Raw genomic sequence first — 17,108 nt, forward strand, 5'->3', positions numbered from 1 at the left:
CTCCCGAGTTGTCTTGCTTACTTGAACAGGGACAAAAGCTGCTGTACGCCGGACGCCACGTCCGTCAGGTGCAGACGCAGCACCGGACGGCCGCGCTCCGCGATGACGCCCGCGTCACCGGCGGCCTGCGCCGAGATCAGCGTGCCGAACGTGAACGGCCGGTCCGGGATCTCCACGTCGACCGGGTGCGCACCGGTGATCTGCAGGTACACGCCCTCCGGGTGGCCGCCCTTGTGGTACTGACCGGTCGAGTGCAGGAACCGCGGGCCCCAGCCGAAGGTCACCGGACGCTCCGTCTTGGTCGCCAGCGCCGGCCGGATCGTGATCAGATCGGCGTCGCGCTCGGAGTCCAGGTACGCCATCACGGCGACGTAACCCTTGGGCTCGAGCTTGCCCAGCAGCGCGTCCACAGCGCCCTGCAGCGAGTCCACACCGTCGAGCAGGCCGTCGGTAGCGCGGACCTCGACGACGCCGTCGGTGAACGCGGCCGCTTCCGGCTCCGGCTGCGCGTCGAGCAGACCACGCGCCGCCTTCTTCGCGCTCTCCACGTCCGGCTGGTCGAACGGGTCGATGCCGAGCAGGTAGCCGGCCACTGCCGTCGCCGTCTCCCAGAGCAGCATCTGACCGCCGAGCGAGCCCGACGTCAGCGCCGTCGGGACCCCGCTGGTCGCCTTCTCGGCGAGCAAGGCGTTGGTCAGGTCAGCAGCGTCGCTGTGCAGCTCCGGCGCACCGACCTCGACCGCGACCGGGAGTACGCCGGTGCCGTTCTTGCCGGTGCTCTCCGCGATCAGCTGCTCGGCCCAGTCCGGGAACCCGACGATGTCGGAGCCGTCGGCCGTGATGATCGCCTTGTCCCGGCCCTCGCTCGCCGCGAGCACCGCGCCGAGCCAAAGCGCCGGGTTGTCGGTGGAGTCGGCCTGCAACTCCGGCGCCGCCTCGGCCGCCTGGTCGAGCAGGTCGGCGATGTCGGCGCCGGCCAGACCGGACGGCACCAGGCCGAACGCGGTCAGCGCGCTGTACCGCCCGCCGACGTTCGGGTCCGCGAGGAACGTCTTGCGGTAACCCTCGTCCGCCGACAGCTTCTCGAACGGCGAACCCGGGTCCGTCACGACGACGATCCGCGACGCCGCGTCGATCCCCGCGTCGGTGAACGCCTTCGCGAAGGTACGGCGGTGGCTGTCGGTCTCGACCGTCCCGCCGGACTTGCTGGACACCACGATCACGGTCTTCGACAGGTCACCGTCCAGAGCGCGCTTGACCACGCTCGGGTCGGTCGAGTCGAGGACGACGAGCTCCACGCCCGCCGTCCGGGTGATGACCTCCGGCGCCAGCGACGAGCCGCCCATACCGGACAGCACGATCCGGTCCAGGCCCTCGGACCGCAGGTCGGCCTGCAGCGCCTCGATCTCGGCCAGTAGCGGCCGCGAGGTGTCGTGCAGATCGACCCAGCCGAGCCGGATCGACGCCTCGGACTCGGCGTCCGGGCCCCAGATCGTCGCGTCCTTCGCGGCGATCCGGGACGCGATCTTCTCCTCGACCAGCTTGTCGACGACCTCGGCCCAGTCGCCGTTCTGCGTGCTTACCTTCGGAGCGCTCACTTGGTGGCCGCCTTGAGGGCCGACGCGACGGTGTCCTGCAGCTCCGACCAGGAGGCGTCGAACTTCGAGACGCCCTCGTCCTCGAGCAGCTGCACGACCTCGTCGTACGAGATGCCGAGCTTCTCCAGGTCGTCGATCACCTTGCGGTCGCCGGCGTAGTCGCCGCGGACCGTGTCGCCGGTGATCTCGCTGTGCTCCTCGACCGCCTTGATGGTTGCCTCGGGCATCGTGTTCACGACACCACGGGTGACCAGGTTGTCGACGTACAGCGTGGGGGAGTACGACGGGTCCTTGGTGCCGGTGGACGCCCACAGCGGACGCTGCGGCTTGGCGCCGGCGGTCTCGAGCTCGCGCCAGCGGTCGGAGCCGAAGATCTCCTCGTACGCCTCGAACGCGAGCCGGGCGTTGGCGATCGCGGCCTTGCCCTTGAGCGCCTTGGCCTCGTCGGTGCCGATCGCGTCCAGCCGCTTGTCGATCTCGCTGTCGACCCGGCTGACGAAGAACGACGCGACGCTGGCCATCTTGGTGACGTCGTGACCGTTCTCGACGGCCTGCTCGAGGCCGGTCAGGAACGCGTCCGCGACGGCCTTGTAGCGCTCCAGCGAGAAGATCAGCGTCACGTTCACGCTGATCCCGGCGGCCAGCGTCTGGGTGATCGCCGGCAGGCCCGCCTTGGTCGCGGGGATCTTGATGAAGACGTTCTCCCGGCCGACGATGTCCCACAGCTGCTTGGCCTGCTCGACCGTCTTCGCGGTGTCGTGCGCCAGGGTCGGCTCGACCTCGATCGACACCCGGCCGTCCTGACCCTCGGAGTCGTCGTACGCCGGCTTGAACACGTCGGCGGCGTCGCGGACGTCGCTGGTCGTGATCACCCGGATCGCCTCGTCGACGGACACGCCCTGGGCGGCCAGCCCGCTCACTGTCTCGGCGTACGCGTCGGCGTCCGAGATGGCCTTGGCGAAGATGGTCGGGTTCGTGGTCACACCGACCACGTGCTTGTCCTCGATCAGGGCCTGCAGGCTGCCGCTCGTCAGTCGCTCACGGGACAGGTCGTCCAGCCAGATGGAGACACCCGCGTCGGCGAGTGCTTTCAAGCGATCGTTCATGTGTCCGATGCCTTCTTCCCGAATGTTCTGTTGTCGTCTTCAGTTGGCGTCGGCCGGTCCGACCGGGCCGGCGGCGGAGCGTCCGGGCGGCACGCCCGGTCCGCTGATCGCCGCGGCGGCGGCGATGCTGTCCTTCGCGGCCTGCACGACCGCGTCGGTGGTGATGCCGAACTCGTCGTAGAGCGTCTGGTACGCCGCGGACGCGCCGTAGTGCTCCACGCTCACCGAGCGGCCGGCGTCGCCGACGATGTCGTGCCAGCTCAGCGCGATCCCGGCCTCGACCGAGACCCGGGCCCGCACGTCCGCCGGGATCACGGACTCGCGGTACGCGTCATCCTGCTCGTCGAACCACTCACGCGACGGCATCGAGACAACGCGGGCGTTCACGCCTTCCTCGGCCAGCTTGGCCCGCGCCTCGACGGCGAGCTGGACCTCGGAGCCGGTGCCGATCAGGACGACGTCCGGCGTACCTTCCGTGTCCAGCAGCACGTACGCGCCCTTGTGCACGTTCTCCGTGGTCGCGAAGCCATCGGCGCCCCGCGGGAAGGTCGGCACGTTCTGCCGGGTCAGCACCAGGCCGGCCGGGCGGTCGGTGTGCTCGAGGATGGTGGCCCACGCGGCCGCGGTCTCGTTCGCGTCACCAGGCCGTACGACGTCCAGGCCCGGGATCGCCCGCAGCGCCGAGATGTGCTCGATCGGCTGGTGCGTCGGACCGTCCTCGCCGAGGCCGATCGAGTCGTGCGTCCAGACGTACGTCACCGGCAGCTGCATCAGCGCGGCCAGCCGGACCGCCGGGCGCATGTAGTCCGAGAAGACCAGGAAGGTACCGCCGTACGGGCGGGTCAGGCCGTGCAGCGCGATGCCGTTCAGCACCGAGCCCATGGCGTGCTCGCGGATACCGAAGTGCAGCACCCGGCCGTACTCGTCGCCCTGGAACTCCTCGGTCGAGTGCTCCTTGGGGATGAACGACGGCTGCCCCTTCGGCGTGGTGTTGTTCGAGCCGGCCAGGTCGGCCGAGCCGCCCCACAGCTCCGGCAGTTCCGGCGCCAGCTTGGTGAGCACCTCGCCGGACGCCGCGCGGGTCGCGACGCCCTTGGTATCGGCGTCCCAGCTCGGGAGTTGGTCCTTCCAGCCTGCCGGCAGTTCACGCTTCGAGAGCCGGTCCAGCAGCGCAGCCCGCTCCGGGTTCGCGGCCTTCCACTCGTCGAACTTCGCGGTCCACTCGGTCTCGATCGCCTTGCCGCGGTCCAGCGCCTCGCGGGTGTGCGCGATCACGTCGTCGGCCACCTGGAACGTCTGCTCCGGATCCCAGCCGAGGATCTCCTTGGTCGCCGCGACCTCCGCGGCGCCGAGGGCGTTGCCGTGGACCTTGCCGGTGCCCTTCTTGGTGGCCGCCGGCCAGCCGATGATCGTGCGCAGCTGGATGAAGGTCGGTTTGTCGGTGACCGCGTTACCGGCCTCGATGGCGTCGTACAGGGCCTGGACGTCCTCGTGGTAGCCGGTGCCGCCGTCGGTCCAGTCGACGCTCCGGACATCCCAGCCGTACGCCGCGTAGCGGGCCGAGACGTCCTCGGAGAACGCGATGTTGGTGTCGTCCTCGATCGAGATCTTGTTGTCGTCCCAGATGACCGTCAGGTTGCCGAGCTTCTGGTGACCGGCGAGCGACGAGGACTCTGCCGAGACGCCTTCCTCCAGGTCACCGTCGGAGGCGATCACGTAGACGTGGTGGTCGAACACGCCCTCACCAGCGGCCGCCTCCGGCTCCAGCAGGCCGCGCTCGCGGCGGGCCGCCATCGCCATGCCGACCGCGTTGCCGACGCCCTGGCCGAGCGGGCCGGTCGTGGTCTCGACGCCGGCGGTGTGCCGGTACTCGGGGTGGCCCGGGGTCTTGCTGCCCCAGGTCCGCAGCGACTTCAGGTCGTCCAGCTCGAGGCCGAAGCCGGCCAGGTAGAGCTGGATGTACAGGGTCAGGCTGGAATGCCCCGCGGACAGCACGAACCGGTCGCGGCCGGCCCAGTGGGTATCGGCCGGGTTGTGCCGCATCACCTTCTGGAACAGCAGGTACGCCGCCGGTGCGAGGCTCATCGCCGTACCGGGATGTCCGTTGCCGACCTTCTCGACCGCATCCATCGCGAGCACCCGTACGGTGTCGACCGCGCGCTGGTCGAGCTCGGTCCATTCAAGCTTTGGGCTGGTCTTCTCCGTCACGCCGGCGGCGCTCCTCTCGATGGTGATCTTCTCGCTCAGGATGAGCCTACTGTGGCTTGCTCATTCCGTTGTGCACCCTTCGACTGTTTGTCAACCGTTCAGCGGATCCGGCTGTTCCCGAGGTATCGGAGGGGGGTGCGAGAACTCTCCTACGGGGCGTCGTAGACTGCTGAATCGTCAGCGCCGCTCATCCGGCGTCAACCCACTCTGTTCGAGGTGTTCGTGACGGCCGTCGACCCGCGTCCCGCCGCGACGACGTCGTACCCGACGCCGCTGCCGGACGCTACTGCTGTGGTGAGTCCGTCGGTGCGCGACGTGGTGAAGGCGTACGTCGGTCTGACCAAGCCGCGCATCATCGAGCTGCTCCTGATCACCACCGTGCCGGTGATGTTCCTGGCAGCCGGTGGCGTGCCCGGTCTCGAGGTGGTCGTGGCCACCCTGATCGGCGGCATCCTGGCCTCCGGCAGCGCCAACACGATCAACTGCGTGCTCGACCGCGACATCGACGAGCAGATGCGCCGGACCCGGCGCCGCCCGCTGCCGCGGCACGCGGTCAGCCCGCGCTCCGCGACGATCTTCGGTGTCGTGCTGGGCGTGCTGGCCACCCTCGAGCTCGGCTTCTACGTGAACTGGCTGTCGTCCGGCCTGGCCCTGGCCGCGAACCTGTTCTACGTCTTCGGCTACACGATGCTGCTCAAGCGCCGGACCGTGCAGAACATCGTCTGGGGCGGGATCGCCGGCTGCTTCCCGACCCTGATCGGCTGGACCGCGGTCACCGGCGAGCTGGCCTGGACGCCGGTCGTGCTGTTCCTGGTGGTCTTCTTCTGGACGCCGCCGCACACCTGGTCGCTCGCGATGCGGTACCGCGAGGACTACGCGTCGGTCGACGTGCCGATGCTCCCCGTGGTCGCCACCCCGGTCGCCACCGCGCGGCAGATCATGGCGTACTCCGTGGTCATGGTGATCACGTCGCTCGCGCTCTGGCCGGTCGGCGACACCGGCTGGGTGTACCCGTTGGCCGCGATCGTGCTCGGTTTCGTGTTCCTTCGCGAGGCGCGCCGGTTGTTGCTCCGGGCCCACACCGGCGCGGACGGCCCCGCACTGCGCCCGATGCGGCTCTTCCACTTCTCGAATATCTACCTCGCGCTGCTGTTCATCGCCGCGGCCATTGATCCGCTCCTGCGCTAAGACCTGGCACTGAGAGTCGCACCGCGGGTGCGATGCGTTTTCCCGTTGACCTGATCGTGATCTGATGTTGCGATGGGCTCCTGCCTGTGGAGGGGGATCCACGCCTGGGGAGGCGTAGCAACAGGGGGATTCGCATGGGTGTACGAACACGCATCGCCGCGGTCGCGGCACTCGCACTGACCGGTTCGCTCCTGGTCGTAGGCCAGGCCGAGGCCGGTCACAGCCACTCGAGTCTGAGGCCGGTGGCAACAGGTCTGAACGGTCCGCGCGGCGTCTCGACGTACGCGAACAAGGTCATCTACAGCGTCACCGACGGCTCGGTGTACGTGACCGACGGCCACCGGACCCTGAAGCTCGGCACGGTGCCGGGCACGGCTGGGTTCCCGCCGGCGATCGACACGAACAAGTGGGGTACGACGTACGCGCTGACCGGCGCGGGCGGTGAGCCGGGGCAGCCGCCGGTGCCGGGGATCACGACGCTCTACCGGATGCGGTACGGGAAGGCACCGGTCAAGATCGCCGACATCGGCGCATACCAGAAGAAGGATCCGGACCCGTACGACCTGGAGCAGAACCCGACCGACTCCAACCCGTTCGGACTCGCCGCGCTGAGCGACGGCACGGTCCTGGTCTCGGACGCCGCCGGCAACGACCTGCTCCGGGTCTGGCCGAACGGCCACATCAAGACGGTCGCGAAACTCAAGCCACGCGTCGTGAACGTCCCGCCCGGTCTGCCTGCCACGGACCCGGACGGCAACCCGCTGCCGCCGGCCGGTACGCCGATCCCGGCCGAGGCCGTCGCTACGTCGGTGACGGTCGGCTCCGACGGTTACTGGTACGTCGGTGAGCTCCGCGGCTTCCCGGCCACGCCGGGGACCTCGCAGATCTGGCGGATCAAGCCCGGCTCGGTGGGCGCCGTGTGCGACCCGGACAGGCCGTACAAGGGCAACTGCCAGCGGTACGCCGACGGGTACACGTCGATCGTGGACCTGGCCGGAGGACCGCGGGGAACGCTCGCGGTCGTCGAGCTGGACAAGGCCAGCTGGCTGAAGTTCGAGCTGACCGGCCCGACGAAGGGCGGCCTGTTCCTGCAGTACCCGGGCAAGTCCCACAAGGCCGGGTACAAGCGCGAACTGGTGAAGGACCAGCTGACGCTGCCGGGCGGCGCCGGCTTCAACCGCGCAGGGCAGCTGTTCGTCTCCGCGTCGGTCTTCGGCCCAGGAGCGGTCTACAGAGTTAGGTACTGAGTGACACGCGGGACGTCCGTCAGGTGGCGGGGGTTCCGCGTTCGCCGTAGACGGCGGTGACGAGGGCGATCAGTAGGCCGGCGAGGAACATGTGGACGAGGACGAGGCCCCATGGCAGGCCGGTGAAGTACTGCGTGAAGCCGACGGCGCCCTGCAGAAGTTCGATCGCCAGGAGCCAGGCGGCGAGCTTGCGCAGCGTCCGTGAGGTCGCGGTCACGCGGGTCGCGATCACCAGCGCGATCGAGATTCCGAGCAGGCCGAAGACGACGTCGGAGTGCAGCTGGCTGACCAGCTCGGGGTCGAAACCGTTGCGGCCGGTCTCCGGATCGCCCGAGTGCGGACCGGCCCCGGTGACAATGGTGCCGAGGGCAACGGTCAGCCAGACCGCCACCACGGCAGCCGTTGCGAGCGCGCGGACCACCGGGGGAGTGTGCGGGTACGGGCTGGTGCGCGACCGGCGCATCATCGCGACGGTCAGTGTGATGATGACCGGTGAGACCAGGAAGTGCGCCGAGACGATCCAGGGGTTCAGGCCGGTGAGCACACTGATGCCGCCGATCACGCCCTGCAGCGGGACCCCGAGCGCGGCCGCGGTCGCCAGCCGGCGCAGGTCCCGCCGGATCGGGCGGTAGCGCATCACGACCAGCCAGGTGAGGATCGCGACGATCGCGACGACGAACCCGAGCATCCGGTTGGTGAACTCGATCGCGCCGTGGATGCCGAGGGCGGCGTGCGGGACGTACGAGTCGTCGGTGCAGGACGGCCAGGTCGGGCAGCCGAGTCCCGAGCCGGTCAGCCGGACCAGTCCGCCGGTGACCACGATGCCGATGTTCACCACGATCGACGCCCAGCCCCAGCGCCGGACGACGTCCAGGCTCGGCTCGGGAACCAGTCGCCAGAATCCGCTGACTGGCTCAGTCTCTTGGGGCGGGGTCTCGGTCGTCATCACCGGCACACTCTAAAGGTCAATCCCAGCGGAACGTGCGGGAGACCAGGTACCCCAGCACGCCCGCCCAGAGTGCCAGCGACAACGCCGCCGCCCACGGAATCACCCCTTCGACCGTCGAATTCGCGATCCCGTTGGCGAGCGCGGCACTCGGCAGCAGGCGTACGACGCCTTGCATGCCTTCCGGGTACTCGTCGACGGGCGTCATGATCGCGCCGCCCACGAGCAGCAGCAGGTACAGCAGGTTCGCCGCGGCCAAGGTCGCCTCGGCCCGCAGTACGCCGGCCATCAGCAGACCCAGCGACGCGAAGGCCGCCGTACCGCACAGAACAGTGAGGACGACGCCGAAGACGGCCTCGAACCCGCCGATCGGCTTCCAGCCGAGCGCGAACCCGGTGCCGATCAGAACGATGAGCTGGATGACCTCGACGATCAGGACCGCGCCGATCTTTCCCGCGAGCAGACCGGTGCGGGACAGCGGCGAGGCGCCCAGGCGCTTGATGACGCCGTACCGGCGCTCGAAGCCGGTCGCGATCGCCAGCGAGGTGAACGACGAGGACAGGATCGCGAGCGCGAGCACCCGGGGGACTGCTTCGTCGATCGGCCGGCCGCCCCCGAGCGGCAGCCGCTCGCCGAGGCCGGTCCCGCCGAGGAGGAGCAGCAGACCGAGCGGAATCACCAGCGCGAGCAGCAGCTGCTCGCCGTTGCGGAGGAGCAGCTTGAACTCCATCCGGGTGTGCGCGAGCACCTTCCGCGGCCAAGGCGCGCTGCCCGGCCTCGGGGCGTAGGTCGCAGCGCTGCTCATCGCGTCTCCCGCTTCGGCGCGGTCAGTTCGAGGAAGACGTCCTCGAGGGACTTGGTGTGGTGTTCGGTGAGGGAGTCCGGGGTGCCGGAGGCGATCACCTTGCCGGCCGCCACCACGTGCACCTGGTCGGACAGCTGCTCGGCCTCGTCCATCGCGTGCGTCGTCAGCACGACGGTCACGCCGTCGTCGCGCAGGTCGCGGATCAGTTGCCAGATCTCGCGCCGGCCGTGCGGGTCCAGCCCGGTGGTCGGTTCGTCCAGGAACGCGATCTCCGGCCGTCCGACGATCGCCAGCGCGAACGACAGCCGCTGCTTCTGCCCGCCGGAGAGCCGCCGGTACGGCGTGCGTCCGCAGCTGCCCAGGTCGAGGCGCTCCACCAGGGCGGGCACGTCGAGCGGATGGGTGTGCAAAGTGGCGACGTACCGGAGCATCTCGACCGCGCGGACGCCCGACCAGGCGCCGCCCTCCTGGAGCATCACGCCGATCCTCGGCATCAGCTCGTCGTGGTCGGCGAGCGGGTCCAGACCGAGGACCCGGACGCTGCCCGAATCCGGGCGCCGGAAGCCCTCGCAGGTCTCCACGGTCGTGGTCTTGCCGGCGCCGTTCGGGCCGAGCACGGCCGTCACAGTGCCGGCGGCTACGGTGAGACTGAGACCGTCGACCGCGGTCTTCTCGCCGTACCGCACGACGAGGTTGTCGATCTCCACCGCGACTGGCACAAACGGCAGCATAGAGAACGGCCCGGAGTGACCTCGCTCACGGTCGGGTCCCGGGCCCCGCGTGAGCGCCCGAACCGGTTAGGGGACCCTTATTTGAAGGGTCTGGGGAATTACGCGACACTGATGTTGTGAAAACTCCTGCGACCGACCGAGCCGTGCCCCACGGCGCTGCCGGCGCGCGGGACGAGTCCACCCGGGACCGGGTCGCACGCTCGATCCTGACCAATGGCCCGTCCAGCGCCGCGGTGCTGGCGGAACGGCTCGAACTCACCCCGGCGGCGGTTCGCCGGCACCTGGACCACCTGCTCGACGAGGGCCTGGTGGAATCCCGCGACGAGCGGGTCTACGGCCCTCGCGGCCGCGGCCGCCCGGCGAAGGTGTTCGTGCTGACCGACTCCGGCCGGCACGCCTTCCACCAGGCGTACGACGACCTCGCGGCGACGGCGATGCGGTTCATCGCCGAGGCCGGCGGTGACGACGCCGTGGCGGAGTTCGCCCGGAGCCGGGTCTCCGAGGTGGAGGAGCGCTACCGGGAACTGCTCGCGCAGGCTCCCGAGAGCAAGAAGGCGGAGGTGCTCGCCCAGGCCCTGACGGCCGACGGCTACGCAGCCTCCACGGCGGAGGCGGGCCACGGCGCCCAGCTCTGCCAGCACCACTGCCCGGTCGCGCACGTGGCCGCGCAGTTCCCCCAGCTGTGCGAGGCCGAGACCGAGGTGTTCTCGAGACTCCTCGGCAAGCACGTGCAGCGACTGGCCACCATCGCCCACGGCGACGGTGTGTGTACGACGCATATCCCGGGCCCTGCCCCTGCGGCCCCTGTATCCGACAGCGAATCTGCGAGGACTGCTCGATGACGCAAACCGCTCACCCCGAACTGGAAGGCCTCGGCAACTACCAGTACGGCTGGTCCGACTCCGACGCCGCCGGGGCGATCGCCCAGCGCGGCCTGAGCACGGACGTGGTGCGGGGCATCTCCGCGCTCAAGAACGAGCCGGAGTGGATGCTCGACCTGCGGCTGAAGGGCCTGAAGCTCTTCGACCGCAAGCCGATGCCGTCCTGGGGCGCCGACCTGTCCGGGATCGACTTCGACAACATCAAGTACTTCGTCCGGTCGACCGAGAAGCAGGCGACCAGCTGGGAAGAGCTGCCCGAGGACATCAAGAACACCTACGACAAGCTCGGCATCCCGGAGGCGGAGAAGCAGCGCCTGGTCGCCGGCGTCGCCGCGCAGTACGAGTCGGAGGTCGTCTACCACCAGATCCGTGAGGACCTGGAGGCGCAGGGCGTCATCTTCCTGGACACCGACACCGGCCTGCGCGAGCACCCGGAGATCTTCAAGGAGTACTTCGGCTCCGTCATCCCGGTCGGCGACAACAAGTTCGCGTCGCTGAACACCGCGGTGTGGTCCGGCGGCTCGTTCATCTACGTCCCCAAGGGCGTCAAGGTGGACATCCCGCTGCAGGCCTACTTCCGGATCAACACCGAGAACATGGGCCAGTTCGAGCGGACCCTGATCATCGTCGACGAGGGCGCCTACGTGCACTACGTCGAGGGTTGTACCGCGCCGATCTACAAGTCCGACTCGCTGCACTCGGCGGTCGTCGAGATCATCGTGAAGAAGGGCGCCCGCTGCCGCTACACGACGATCCAGAACTGGTCGAACAACGTCTACAACCTGGTCACCAAGCGCGCCACCTGCGAAGAGGGCGCGACCATGGAGTGGATCGACGGCAACATCGGTTCCAAGGTGACGATGAAGTACCCGGCCGTGTACCTGATGGGCGAGCACGCCAAGGGCGAGACCCTGTCGGTCGCGTTCGCGGGCGAGGGCCAGCACCAGGACGCCGGCTCCAAGATGGTGCACAACGCGCCGTACACCTCCAGCTCGATCGTCTCGAAGTCGGTGGCCCGCGGTGGCGGCCGGACGTCGTACCGCGGTCTGGTCGAGGTGGCGCCGGGCTCGCACCACAGCAAGTCGACGGTGCGCTGTGACGCGCTGCTGGTCGACACCATCAGCCGTTCGGACACCTACCCGTACGTCGACGTCCGCGAGGACGACGTGGCGATGGGGCACGAGGCGACCGTGTCCAAGGTCAGCGACGACCAGCTCTTCTACCTGATGAGCCGGGGCATGGCCGAGGACGAGGCGATGGCGATGATCGTCCGCGGCTTCATCGAGCCGATCGCCCGCGAGCTCCCGATGGAGTACGCGCTGGAACTCAACCGGCTCATCGAGCTGCAGATGGAAGGGGCCGTCGGCTGATGTCCGCCGCTGAAACCCTTGTTGCTACCGGCAACAAGGCGCACTCCCACGGACCGGGTTCGCCGGTCCCGCTCCAGGCGCGTAGCGAGCGGCCGACGTCGTACGACGTCGCCGACTTCGCGGTGCCGAACGGACGCGAGGAGGAGTGGCGCTTCACCCCGGTCAAGCAGCTCAAGGCCCTGTTCGACGACGCGGCCGGCACCGAGACCCCGAAGGTCGACGCGTCCGGTCCGGAGGGTGTCGTCTTCGAGACCGTCGCCGCGGACTCGCTCAAGGTCGGCACGCCGCAGGACCGCTCCGCGGCCGTCGCCTGGACGCACGCCGGCGAGGCCCTCGCGGTGCGGATCCCGGTCGAGGCCGAGCTGACCGAGCCGGTGCACGTGAACGTCGCGAGCCTCGGCGGTCGCGGCTTCAGTCACCTGATCGTCGAGGCCGGCCGGCACAGCCGCGCGATCGTGATCATCGATCACACCGGCGCGGGCGAGCTGAGCAGCAACGTCGAGGTCGTCGTCGGCGACGGCGCCGAACTGCGTGTCGTCAGCATCCAGCAGGGCGACCACGAGTCGATCCACCTGGCCCAGCACGACGCGCTGGTCGGGCGGGACGCGAAGCTCCACCACGTGGTCGTCACCCTGGGCGGCAAGGTCGTCCGGATCGGCACCAACGTCCGGTACGCCGGGCCGGGTGGCGACGCGGAACTCCTCGGGGTCTACTTCGCCGAAGGCGGGCAGCACCACGAGAACCGGCTCTTCGTCGACCACGAGGCCATCAACTGCAAGAGCAACGTGCTCTACAAGGGCGCACTGGCCGGTGACCACGCGCGCTCGGTGTGGATCGGCGACGTGCTGATCCGGGCCGCGGCCGAAGGCACCAACACGTTCGAGCTGAACCGGAACCTGGTCCTGACCGACGGCGCCCGCGCCGACTCGGTGCCGAACCTGGAGATCGAGACCGGCGAGATCGAGGGCGCCGGCCACGCATCCGCGACCGGTCGCTTCGACGACGAGCAGCTGTTCTACCTGCAGGCTCGCGGCATCCCCGAGGACGCGGCCCGGCGGCTGGTGGTGTCCGGCTTCTTCAACGACATCATCGGCAAGATCGGCGTACCCGAGGTCACCGAGCACCTGCACGACGTGATCGAGGAGAAGCTGGCGCGGGCCGCGGAGTTGAGCGCATCGGCCAAGGCGGTTGTCGGGCAGTGAGAGTGACACGATGAGCGATACCTTCGAGCGCGCCTGCGCCGCCGCCGACGTCCCCGACGAGGGAGTGATCCCGGTCGAGGTCGGCGGTGTGGAGGTCGCGGTCGTGAAGAGCGAAGGACAGTACTTCGCGGTGCGGGACGAGTGCTCGCACGCGCAGATCCAGCTGTCCGAGGGTGACGTCGGCGAGTGCGAGATCGAGTGCTGGCTGCACGGGTCCCGCTTCGACCTGCGCACCGGTGAGCCGACCAGCCTGCCGGCCTACGACCCGGTGCCGATCTACCCGGTGCGCCTCGACGGCGACGACGTGCTCGTCGATGTGAAGAACCCCCTGAACCAGCCAAACCTGTAAGCACAGTCCTGTAAAGCGACGGAGATAGACAAACCATGGCGACACTCGAGATCCGCGACCTGCACGTGTCGGTCGACACCGAGAACGGCCCGAAGGAGATCCTGCGCGGCGTCGACCTGACCATCGCGGCCGGTCAGACGCACGCGATCATGGGCCCGAACGGCTCCGGCAAGTCGACGCTGGCGTACTCGATCGCCGGACACCCGAAGTACAACATCACCAGCGGCACGGTGACCCTGGACGGCGAGGACGTGCTGGACATGGCCGTCGACGAGCGCGCCCGGGCCGGCCTGTTCCTGGCGATGCAGTACCCGGTCGAGGTGCCGGGGGTGTCGGTGGCGAACTTCCTGCGGACGGCCAAGACCGCGATCGACGGCGAGGCGCCGAAGCTGCGCACCTGGGTCAAGGACGTGAACAAGGCACTGTCCGACCTGGACATGGACCCGTCCTTCGGGACCCGCAACGTCAACGAAGGCTTCTCCGGCGGTGAGAAGAAGCGCCACGAGATCGTCCAGCTGGAGCTGCTGAACCCGAAGATCGCGATCCTCGACGAGACCGACTCCGGCCTCGACATCGACGCGCTCAAGATCGTCTCCGAGGGCGTCAACCGGTTCGCCGGCCAGGGCGACAAGGGTGTTCTGCTGATCACCCACTACACGCGGATCCTGCGCTACATCAAGCCGGACTTCGTGCACGTCTTCGTCGACGGCCGCGTCGCCGAGGAGGGTGGCCCGGAGCTGGCCGAGGAGCTGGAGGCCAACGGCTACGAGCGTTTCCTCAAGGCAGGCGCGAAGTGACGGACGCCCGGACCTTTAGCAGTCCGCTGGACCTGCAGTCGGTCCGGGCGGACTTCCCGATCCTGTCCCGCAAGCTCGCGGGCGGGTTCCCGCTGGTCTACCTGGACTCGGCCAACTCCTCGCAGAAGCCGCGCCAGGTCGTCCAGGCGATCGAGGACCACTACCTGATCCACAACGCCAACGTCGCCCGCGCCATGCACCAGCTCGGTGCCGAGGCGACCGCGGCGTACGAAGGCGGCCGGGACAAGGTGGCCGCGTTCATCGGCGCCCCGAACCGGGACGAGATCGTCTTCACCAAGAACGCCTCCGAGGCGCTCAACCTGGCCGCCCACACGCTCGGCGCGTCGCTCAAGCCGGGTGACGTCGTGGTGGTCTCCGAGATGGAGCACCACAGCAACATCGTCCCGTGGCAGCTCGCGTGTGAGCGGACCGGCGCCACCCTCAAGTGGTTCGGCGTGACCGAGGACGGGCGGCTGGACCTCAGCAACATCGAGGAGCTGCTCACCGAGAACACCAAGGTCGTCGCCCTCACCTGGGTGTCGAACGCGCTCGGCACGATCAACCCGATCAGCGACATCGCCGCCAAGGCGCACGCGGTTGGCGCGACCGTCGTGGTCGACGCGTCGCAGGCCGTCCCGCAGTTCCCGGTCGACGTGTCCACCCTCGGCGCGGACCTGCTGGTCTTCACCGGTCACAAGGTCGTCGGCCCGACCGGTATCGGGGTCCTCTGGGGCCGGTACGAGCTGCTCGCGTCGCTGCCGCCGTTCCTCGGCGGCGGCGAGATGATCGAGGTCGTCCGGATGACCGGTTCGACGTACGCGCCGCCGCCGGCCCGGTTCGAGGCCGGTACGCCGCCGATCGCGCAGGCGGTCGGGCTCGGTGCGGCCGTCGACTACCTGTCCGGGATCGGGATGGACAAGATCGCCGCGCACGAGCACGCGATCGTCGAGTACGCGCTCGAGGGCCTGAAGACGGTCCCCGGCCTGACGCTGCTCGGACCGACCGACGCGAAGGACCACGGCGGCGCGATCAGCTTCGCGCTGGACGGCGTACACCCGCACGACGTGTCGACCGTGCTGGACACCCGGGGGATCGCGGTCCGGGCCGGGCACCACTGCGCGCGGCCGGTGCACGAGCGGTTCGGAATGCAATCGTCGACCAGAGCGTCTTTCTACCTGTACACGACTCCCGAGGAGGTCGACGCGCTCGTCGACGGGCTCGGATTCGTCCGATCGTTCTTCAAGGTGGACTGATAATGCAGCTCGACAGCCTCTACCAGGAGATCATCCTGGACCACTACCGGACCCCGCACCACGCGGGGCTCGCGGACCCGTACGACGTGGAGGTGCACCACGTGAACCCGTCCTGCGGGGACGAGGTCACGCTCCGGGTCGAGCTCGACGGCGACACCGTGAAGGGCGTCACGCACGACAGCGTCGGCTGCTCGATCAGCCAGGCGGCGACGTCGGTGATGTCGGACCTGGTGATCGGCAAGCCGGTGGCCGAGGGCATGGCGACGTACGAGAAGTTCCTCGAACTGATGCAGGGCCGGGGGAATGTCGAACCGGACGAAGAGGTTCTGGAGGACGGCGTCGCGTTCGCGGGCGTCGCGCAGTTCCCGGCCCGGGTGAAGTGTGCACTGCTGGGCTGGTCGGCGTGGCGTGACGCCACGGCGCAGGCCCTTGCAGCTAACGGGGCAGCCAACCAAGGAGTGAGCAATGCCTGACCAGACCGACGAGAAGATCGAGCTGCCCGAGGTCGACCTCGAAGCGGCGCAGGCGGGGACGACGCCGCCCAAGGTCGAGGACGTCAACGAGGCCCTCAAGGACGTCGTCGACCCCGAGCTCGGCATCAACGTGGTCGACCTGGGCCTGATCTACGGCATCACCGTCGACGACACCAGTACGGCGATCATCGACATGACGCTGACGTCCGCGGCCTGCCCGCTGACCGACGTGATCGAGGACCAGACCCGGATGGCGCTCGAAGGCCTCGTCAACGACTTCCGGATCAACTGGGTCTGGATGCCGCCGTGGGGCCCGGAGAAGATCACCGACGACGGCCGCGACCAGCTGCGCGCCCTCGGCTTCAACGTCTGAGGGTTTCAACGTCTGAGTGTTTTCCGCAGTGCGAGAGCCCGGGTCAGGTGGCCCGGGCTCTTCGCATCTGCTCTCAGAACGGCGGCGGTCCGACGATCTGGATGGCGCCGGTCTGCTCGGCGACGTCCCGGATCCGGTCGAAGTCGACCGGGATCGGCCGGCTTCCCTCCGGAGCGGGGTCGCTGGCGAGCCGGAAGAACGCCTCGTCGGTGCCGGGTGTCAGGATCGTCAGCATCCTGGTCGTCGGGGAGACGACCGTGAAGGCGTGCGGTACGCCGCGGGGAATCACCGCGACCCCACCGGTCGAGAGGCCGCGCTTCTTCCCGTCGAGGTCCAGCAGGATCTCTCCGTCGAGCAGGTAGAACGTCTCGTCCGACGCGGGGTGGATGTGCAGCGGCGTGACCTTGCCCTGCTCGCCGGTGAACTCGAAGAGCAGGAACGCGCCTCCGGTCTCTTCCGAGGTCGCCAGCCAGGTCTGCAGACCGCCTCCGCTGAACCACCGCCGTTCGCCCTCGCCGTGATCGCGGACCGTCGCAGCCAGTGTGGTCATGTCGAATACCCCTCCCGTTCGTGGGACTGGA

The 17,108-nt window shown here is 69.0% G+C and carries 17 protein-coding genes; 10 read left to right on the forward strand and 7 right to left on the reverse strand.

Annotated features, from left to right (window positions below):
• Positions 1 to 17: 17 nt before the first annotated feature.
• Genes OHB24_RS30950 through tkt form a run of 3 tightly spaced genes read right to left on the reverse strand, consistent with a single transcriptional unit; the run spans position 18 to position 4,912 of the window.
• On the reverse strand, positions 18 to 1,598 hold the full coding sequence (locus tag OHB24_RS30950; protein WP_327634394.1) for a glucose-6-phosphate isomerase: 1,581 nt from the start codon (positions 1,596 to 1,598) through the stop codon (positions 18 to 20).
• A complete protein-coding gene (tal, locus tag OHB24_RS30955; RefSeq protein WP_327634395.1) occupies positions 1,595 to 2,704 on the reverse strand; it encodes a transaldolase in 1,110 nt (369 codons plus the stop codon). Before tal ends, OHB24_RS30950 begins: the two co-directional genes overlap by 4 nt.
• Before the next feature lie 39 nt (positions 2,705 to 2,743).
• A complete protein-coding gene (gene tkt, locus OHB24_RS30960; protein WP_327634396.1) occupies positions 2,744 to 4,912 on the reverse strand; it encodes a transketolase in 2,169 nt (722 codons plus the stop codon).
• Between the two features lie 222 nt (positions 4,913 to 5,134).
• Here tkt and OHB24_RS30965 point away from each other — a divergent pair, with 222 nt between their 5' ends.
• Both OHB24_RS30965 and OHB24_RS30970 read left to right on the forward strand, forming a co-directional pair.
• Positions 5,135 to 6,100, forward strand: coding sequence for a heme o synthase (locus OHB24_RS30965; protein ID WP_442914008.1), 966 nt, complete (start codon positions 5,135 to 5,137; stop codon positions 6,098 to 6,100).
• Between the two features lie 134 nt (positions 6,101 to 6,234).
• A complete protein-coding gene (locus OHB24_RS30970; protein ID WP_327634398.1) occupies positions 6,235 to 7,347 on the forward strand; it encodes a ScyD/ScyE family protein in 1,113 nt (370 codons plus the stop codon).
• Positions 7,348 to 7,366: 19 nt separating this feature from the next.
• Here OHB24_RS30970 and OHB24_RS30975 read toward each other — a convergent pair whose 3' ends face one another.
• Genes OHB24_RS30975 through OHB24_RS30985 form a run of 3 tightly spaced genes read right to left on the reverse strand, consistent with a single transcriptional unit; the run spans position 7,367 to position 9,805 of the window.
• Complete coding sequence (locus OHB24_RS30975) at positions 7,367 to 8,293, reverse strand: COX15/CtaA family protein (RefSeq protein ID WP_327641128.1); 927 nt, start codon at positions 8,291 to 8,293, stop codon at positions 7,367 to 7,369.
• 19 nt (positions 8,294 to 8,312) lie between these two features.
• Positions 8,313 to 9,098, reverse strand: a complete 786-nt coding sequence (locus tag OHB24_RS30980; protein WP_327634399.1) for an ABC transporter permease — start codon at positions 9,096 to 9,098, stop codon at positions 8,313 to 8,315.
• Positions 9,095 to 9,805 carry an ABC transporter ATP-binding protein gene (locus OHB24_RS30985; RefSeq protein ID WP_327641129.1) on the reverse strand — a complete coding sequence of 237 codons (711 nt, stop codon included), beginning with the start codon at positions 9,803 to 9,805 and terminating at the stop codon, positions 9,095 to 9,097. The genes OHB24_RS30980 and OHB24_RS30985 overlap by 4 nt, the downstream gene beginning before the upstream one ends.
• Before the next feature lie 140 nt (positions 9,806 to 9,945).
• Between OHB24_RS30985 and OHB24_RS30990 the strand changes: the two genes are divergently transcribed.
• Genes OHB24_RS30990 through OHB24_RS31025 form a run of 8 tightly spaced genes read left to right on the forward strand, consistent with a single transcriptional unit; the run spans position 9,946 to position 16,527 of the window.
• Entirely contained in the window at positions 9,946 to 10,671 is a 726-nt protein-coding gene (locus tag OHB24_RS30990) for a helix-turn-helix transcriptional regulator (RefSeq protein ID WP_327634400.1), read from the forward strand.
• Complete coding sequence (gene sufB / locus OHB24_RS30995; protein ID WP_327634401.1) at positions 10,668 to 12,080, forward strand: Fe-S cluster assembly protein SufB; 1,413 nt, start codon at positions 10,668 to 10,670, stop codon at positions 12,078 to 12,080. The genes OHB24_RS30990 and sufB overlap by 4 nt, the downstream gene beginning before the upstream one ends.
• Positions 12,080 to 13,282 carry a Fe-S cluster assembly protein SufD gene (gene sufD / locus OHB24_RS31000; RefSeq protein WP_327634402.1) on the forward strand — a complete coding sequence of 401 codons (1,203 nt, stop codon included), beginning with the start codon at positions 12,080 to 12,082 and terminating at the stop codon, positions 13,280 to 13,282. The genes sufB and sufD overlap by 1 nt, the downstream gene beginning before the upstream one ends.
• Positions 13,283 to 13,292: 10 nt before the next feature.
• On the forward strand, positions 13,293 to 13,631 hold the full coding sequence (locus OHB24_RS31005; protein ID WP_167212652.1) for a non-heme iron oxygenase ferredoxin subunit: 339 nt from the start codon (positions 13,293 to 13,295) through the stop codon (positions 13,629 to 13,631).
• A 35-nt stretch (positions 13,632 to 13,666) separates the two neighbouring features.
• Entirely contained in the window at positions 13,667 to 14,428 is a 762-nt protein-coding gene (gene sufC, locus OHB24_RS31010; RefSeq protein WP_327634403.1) for a Fe-S cluster assembly ATPase SufC, read from the forward strand.
• Entirely contained in the window at positions 14,425 to 15,681 is a 1,257-nt protein-coding gene (locus OHB24_RS31015) for a cysteine desulfurase (protein WP_327634404.1), read from the forward strand. The genes sufC and OHB24_RS31015 overlap by 4 nt, the downstream gene beginning before the upstream one ends.
• A 2-nt stretch (positions 15,682 to 15,683) precedes the next feature.
• Positions 15,684 to 16,154 (forward strand): Fe-S cluster assembly sulfur transfer protein SufU, encoded by a 471-nt coding sequence (sufU, locus tag OHB24_RS31020; RefSeq protein WP_327634405.1) that lies wholly within the window; start codon positions 15,684 to 15,686, stop codon positions 16,152 to 16,154.
• Positions 16,147 to 16,527 (forward strand): metal-sulfur cluster assembly factor, encoded by a 381-nt coding sequence (locus tag OHB24_RS31025; RefSeq protein ID WP_327634406.1) that lies wholly within the window; start codon positions 16,147 to 16,149, stop codon positions 16,525 to 16,527. The genes sufU and OHB24_RS31025 overlap by 8 nt, the downstream gene beginning before the upstream one ends.
• A 73-nt stretch (positions 16,528 to 16,600) precedes the next feature.
• Here OHB24_RS31025 and OHB24_RS31030 read toward each other — a convergent pair whose 3' ends face one another.
• A complete protein-coding gene (locus OHB24_RS31030; protein ID WP_327634407.1) occupies positions 16,601 to 17,077 on the reverse strand; it encodes a quercetin 2,3-dioxygenase in 477 nt (158 codons plus the stop codon).
• Between the last annotated feature and the right edge of the window lie 31 nt (positions 17,078 to 17,108).

The sequence above is a fragment of the Kribbella sp. NBC_00482 genome (assembly GCF_036013725.1).
Lineage (GTDB): Bacteria > Actinomycetota > Actinomycetes > Propionibacteriales > Kribbellaceae > Kribbella.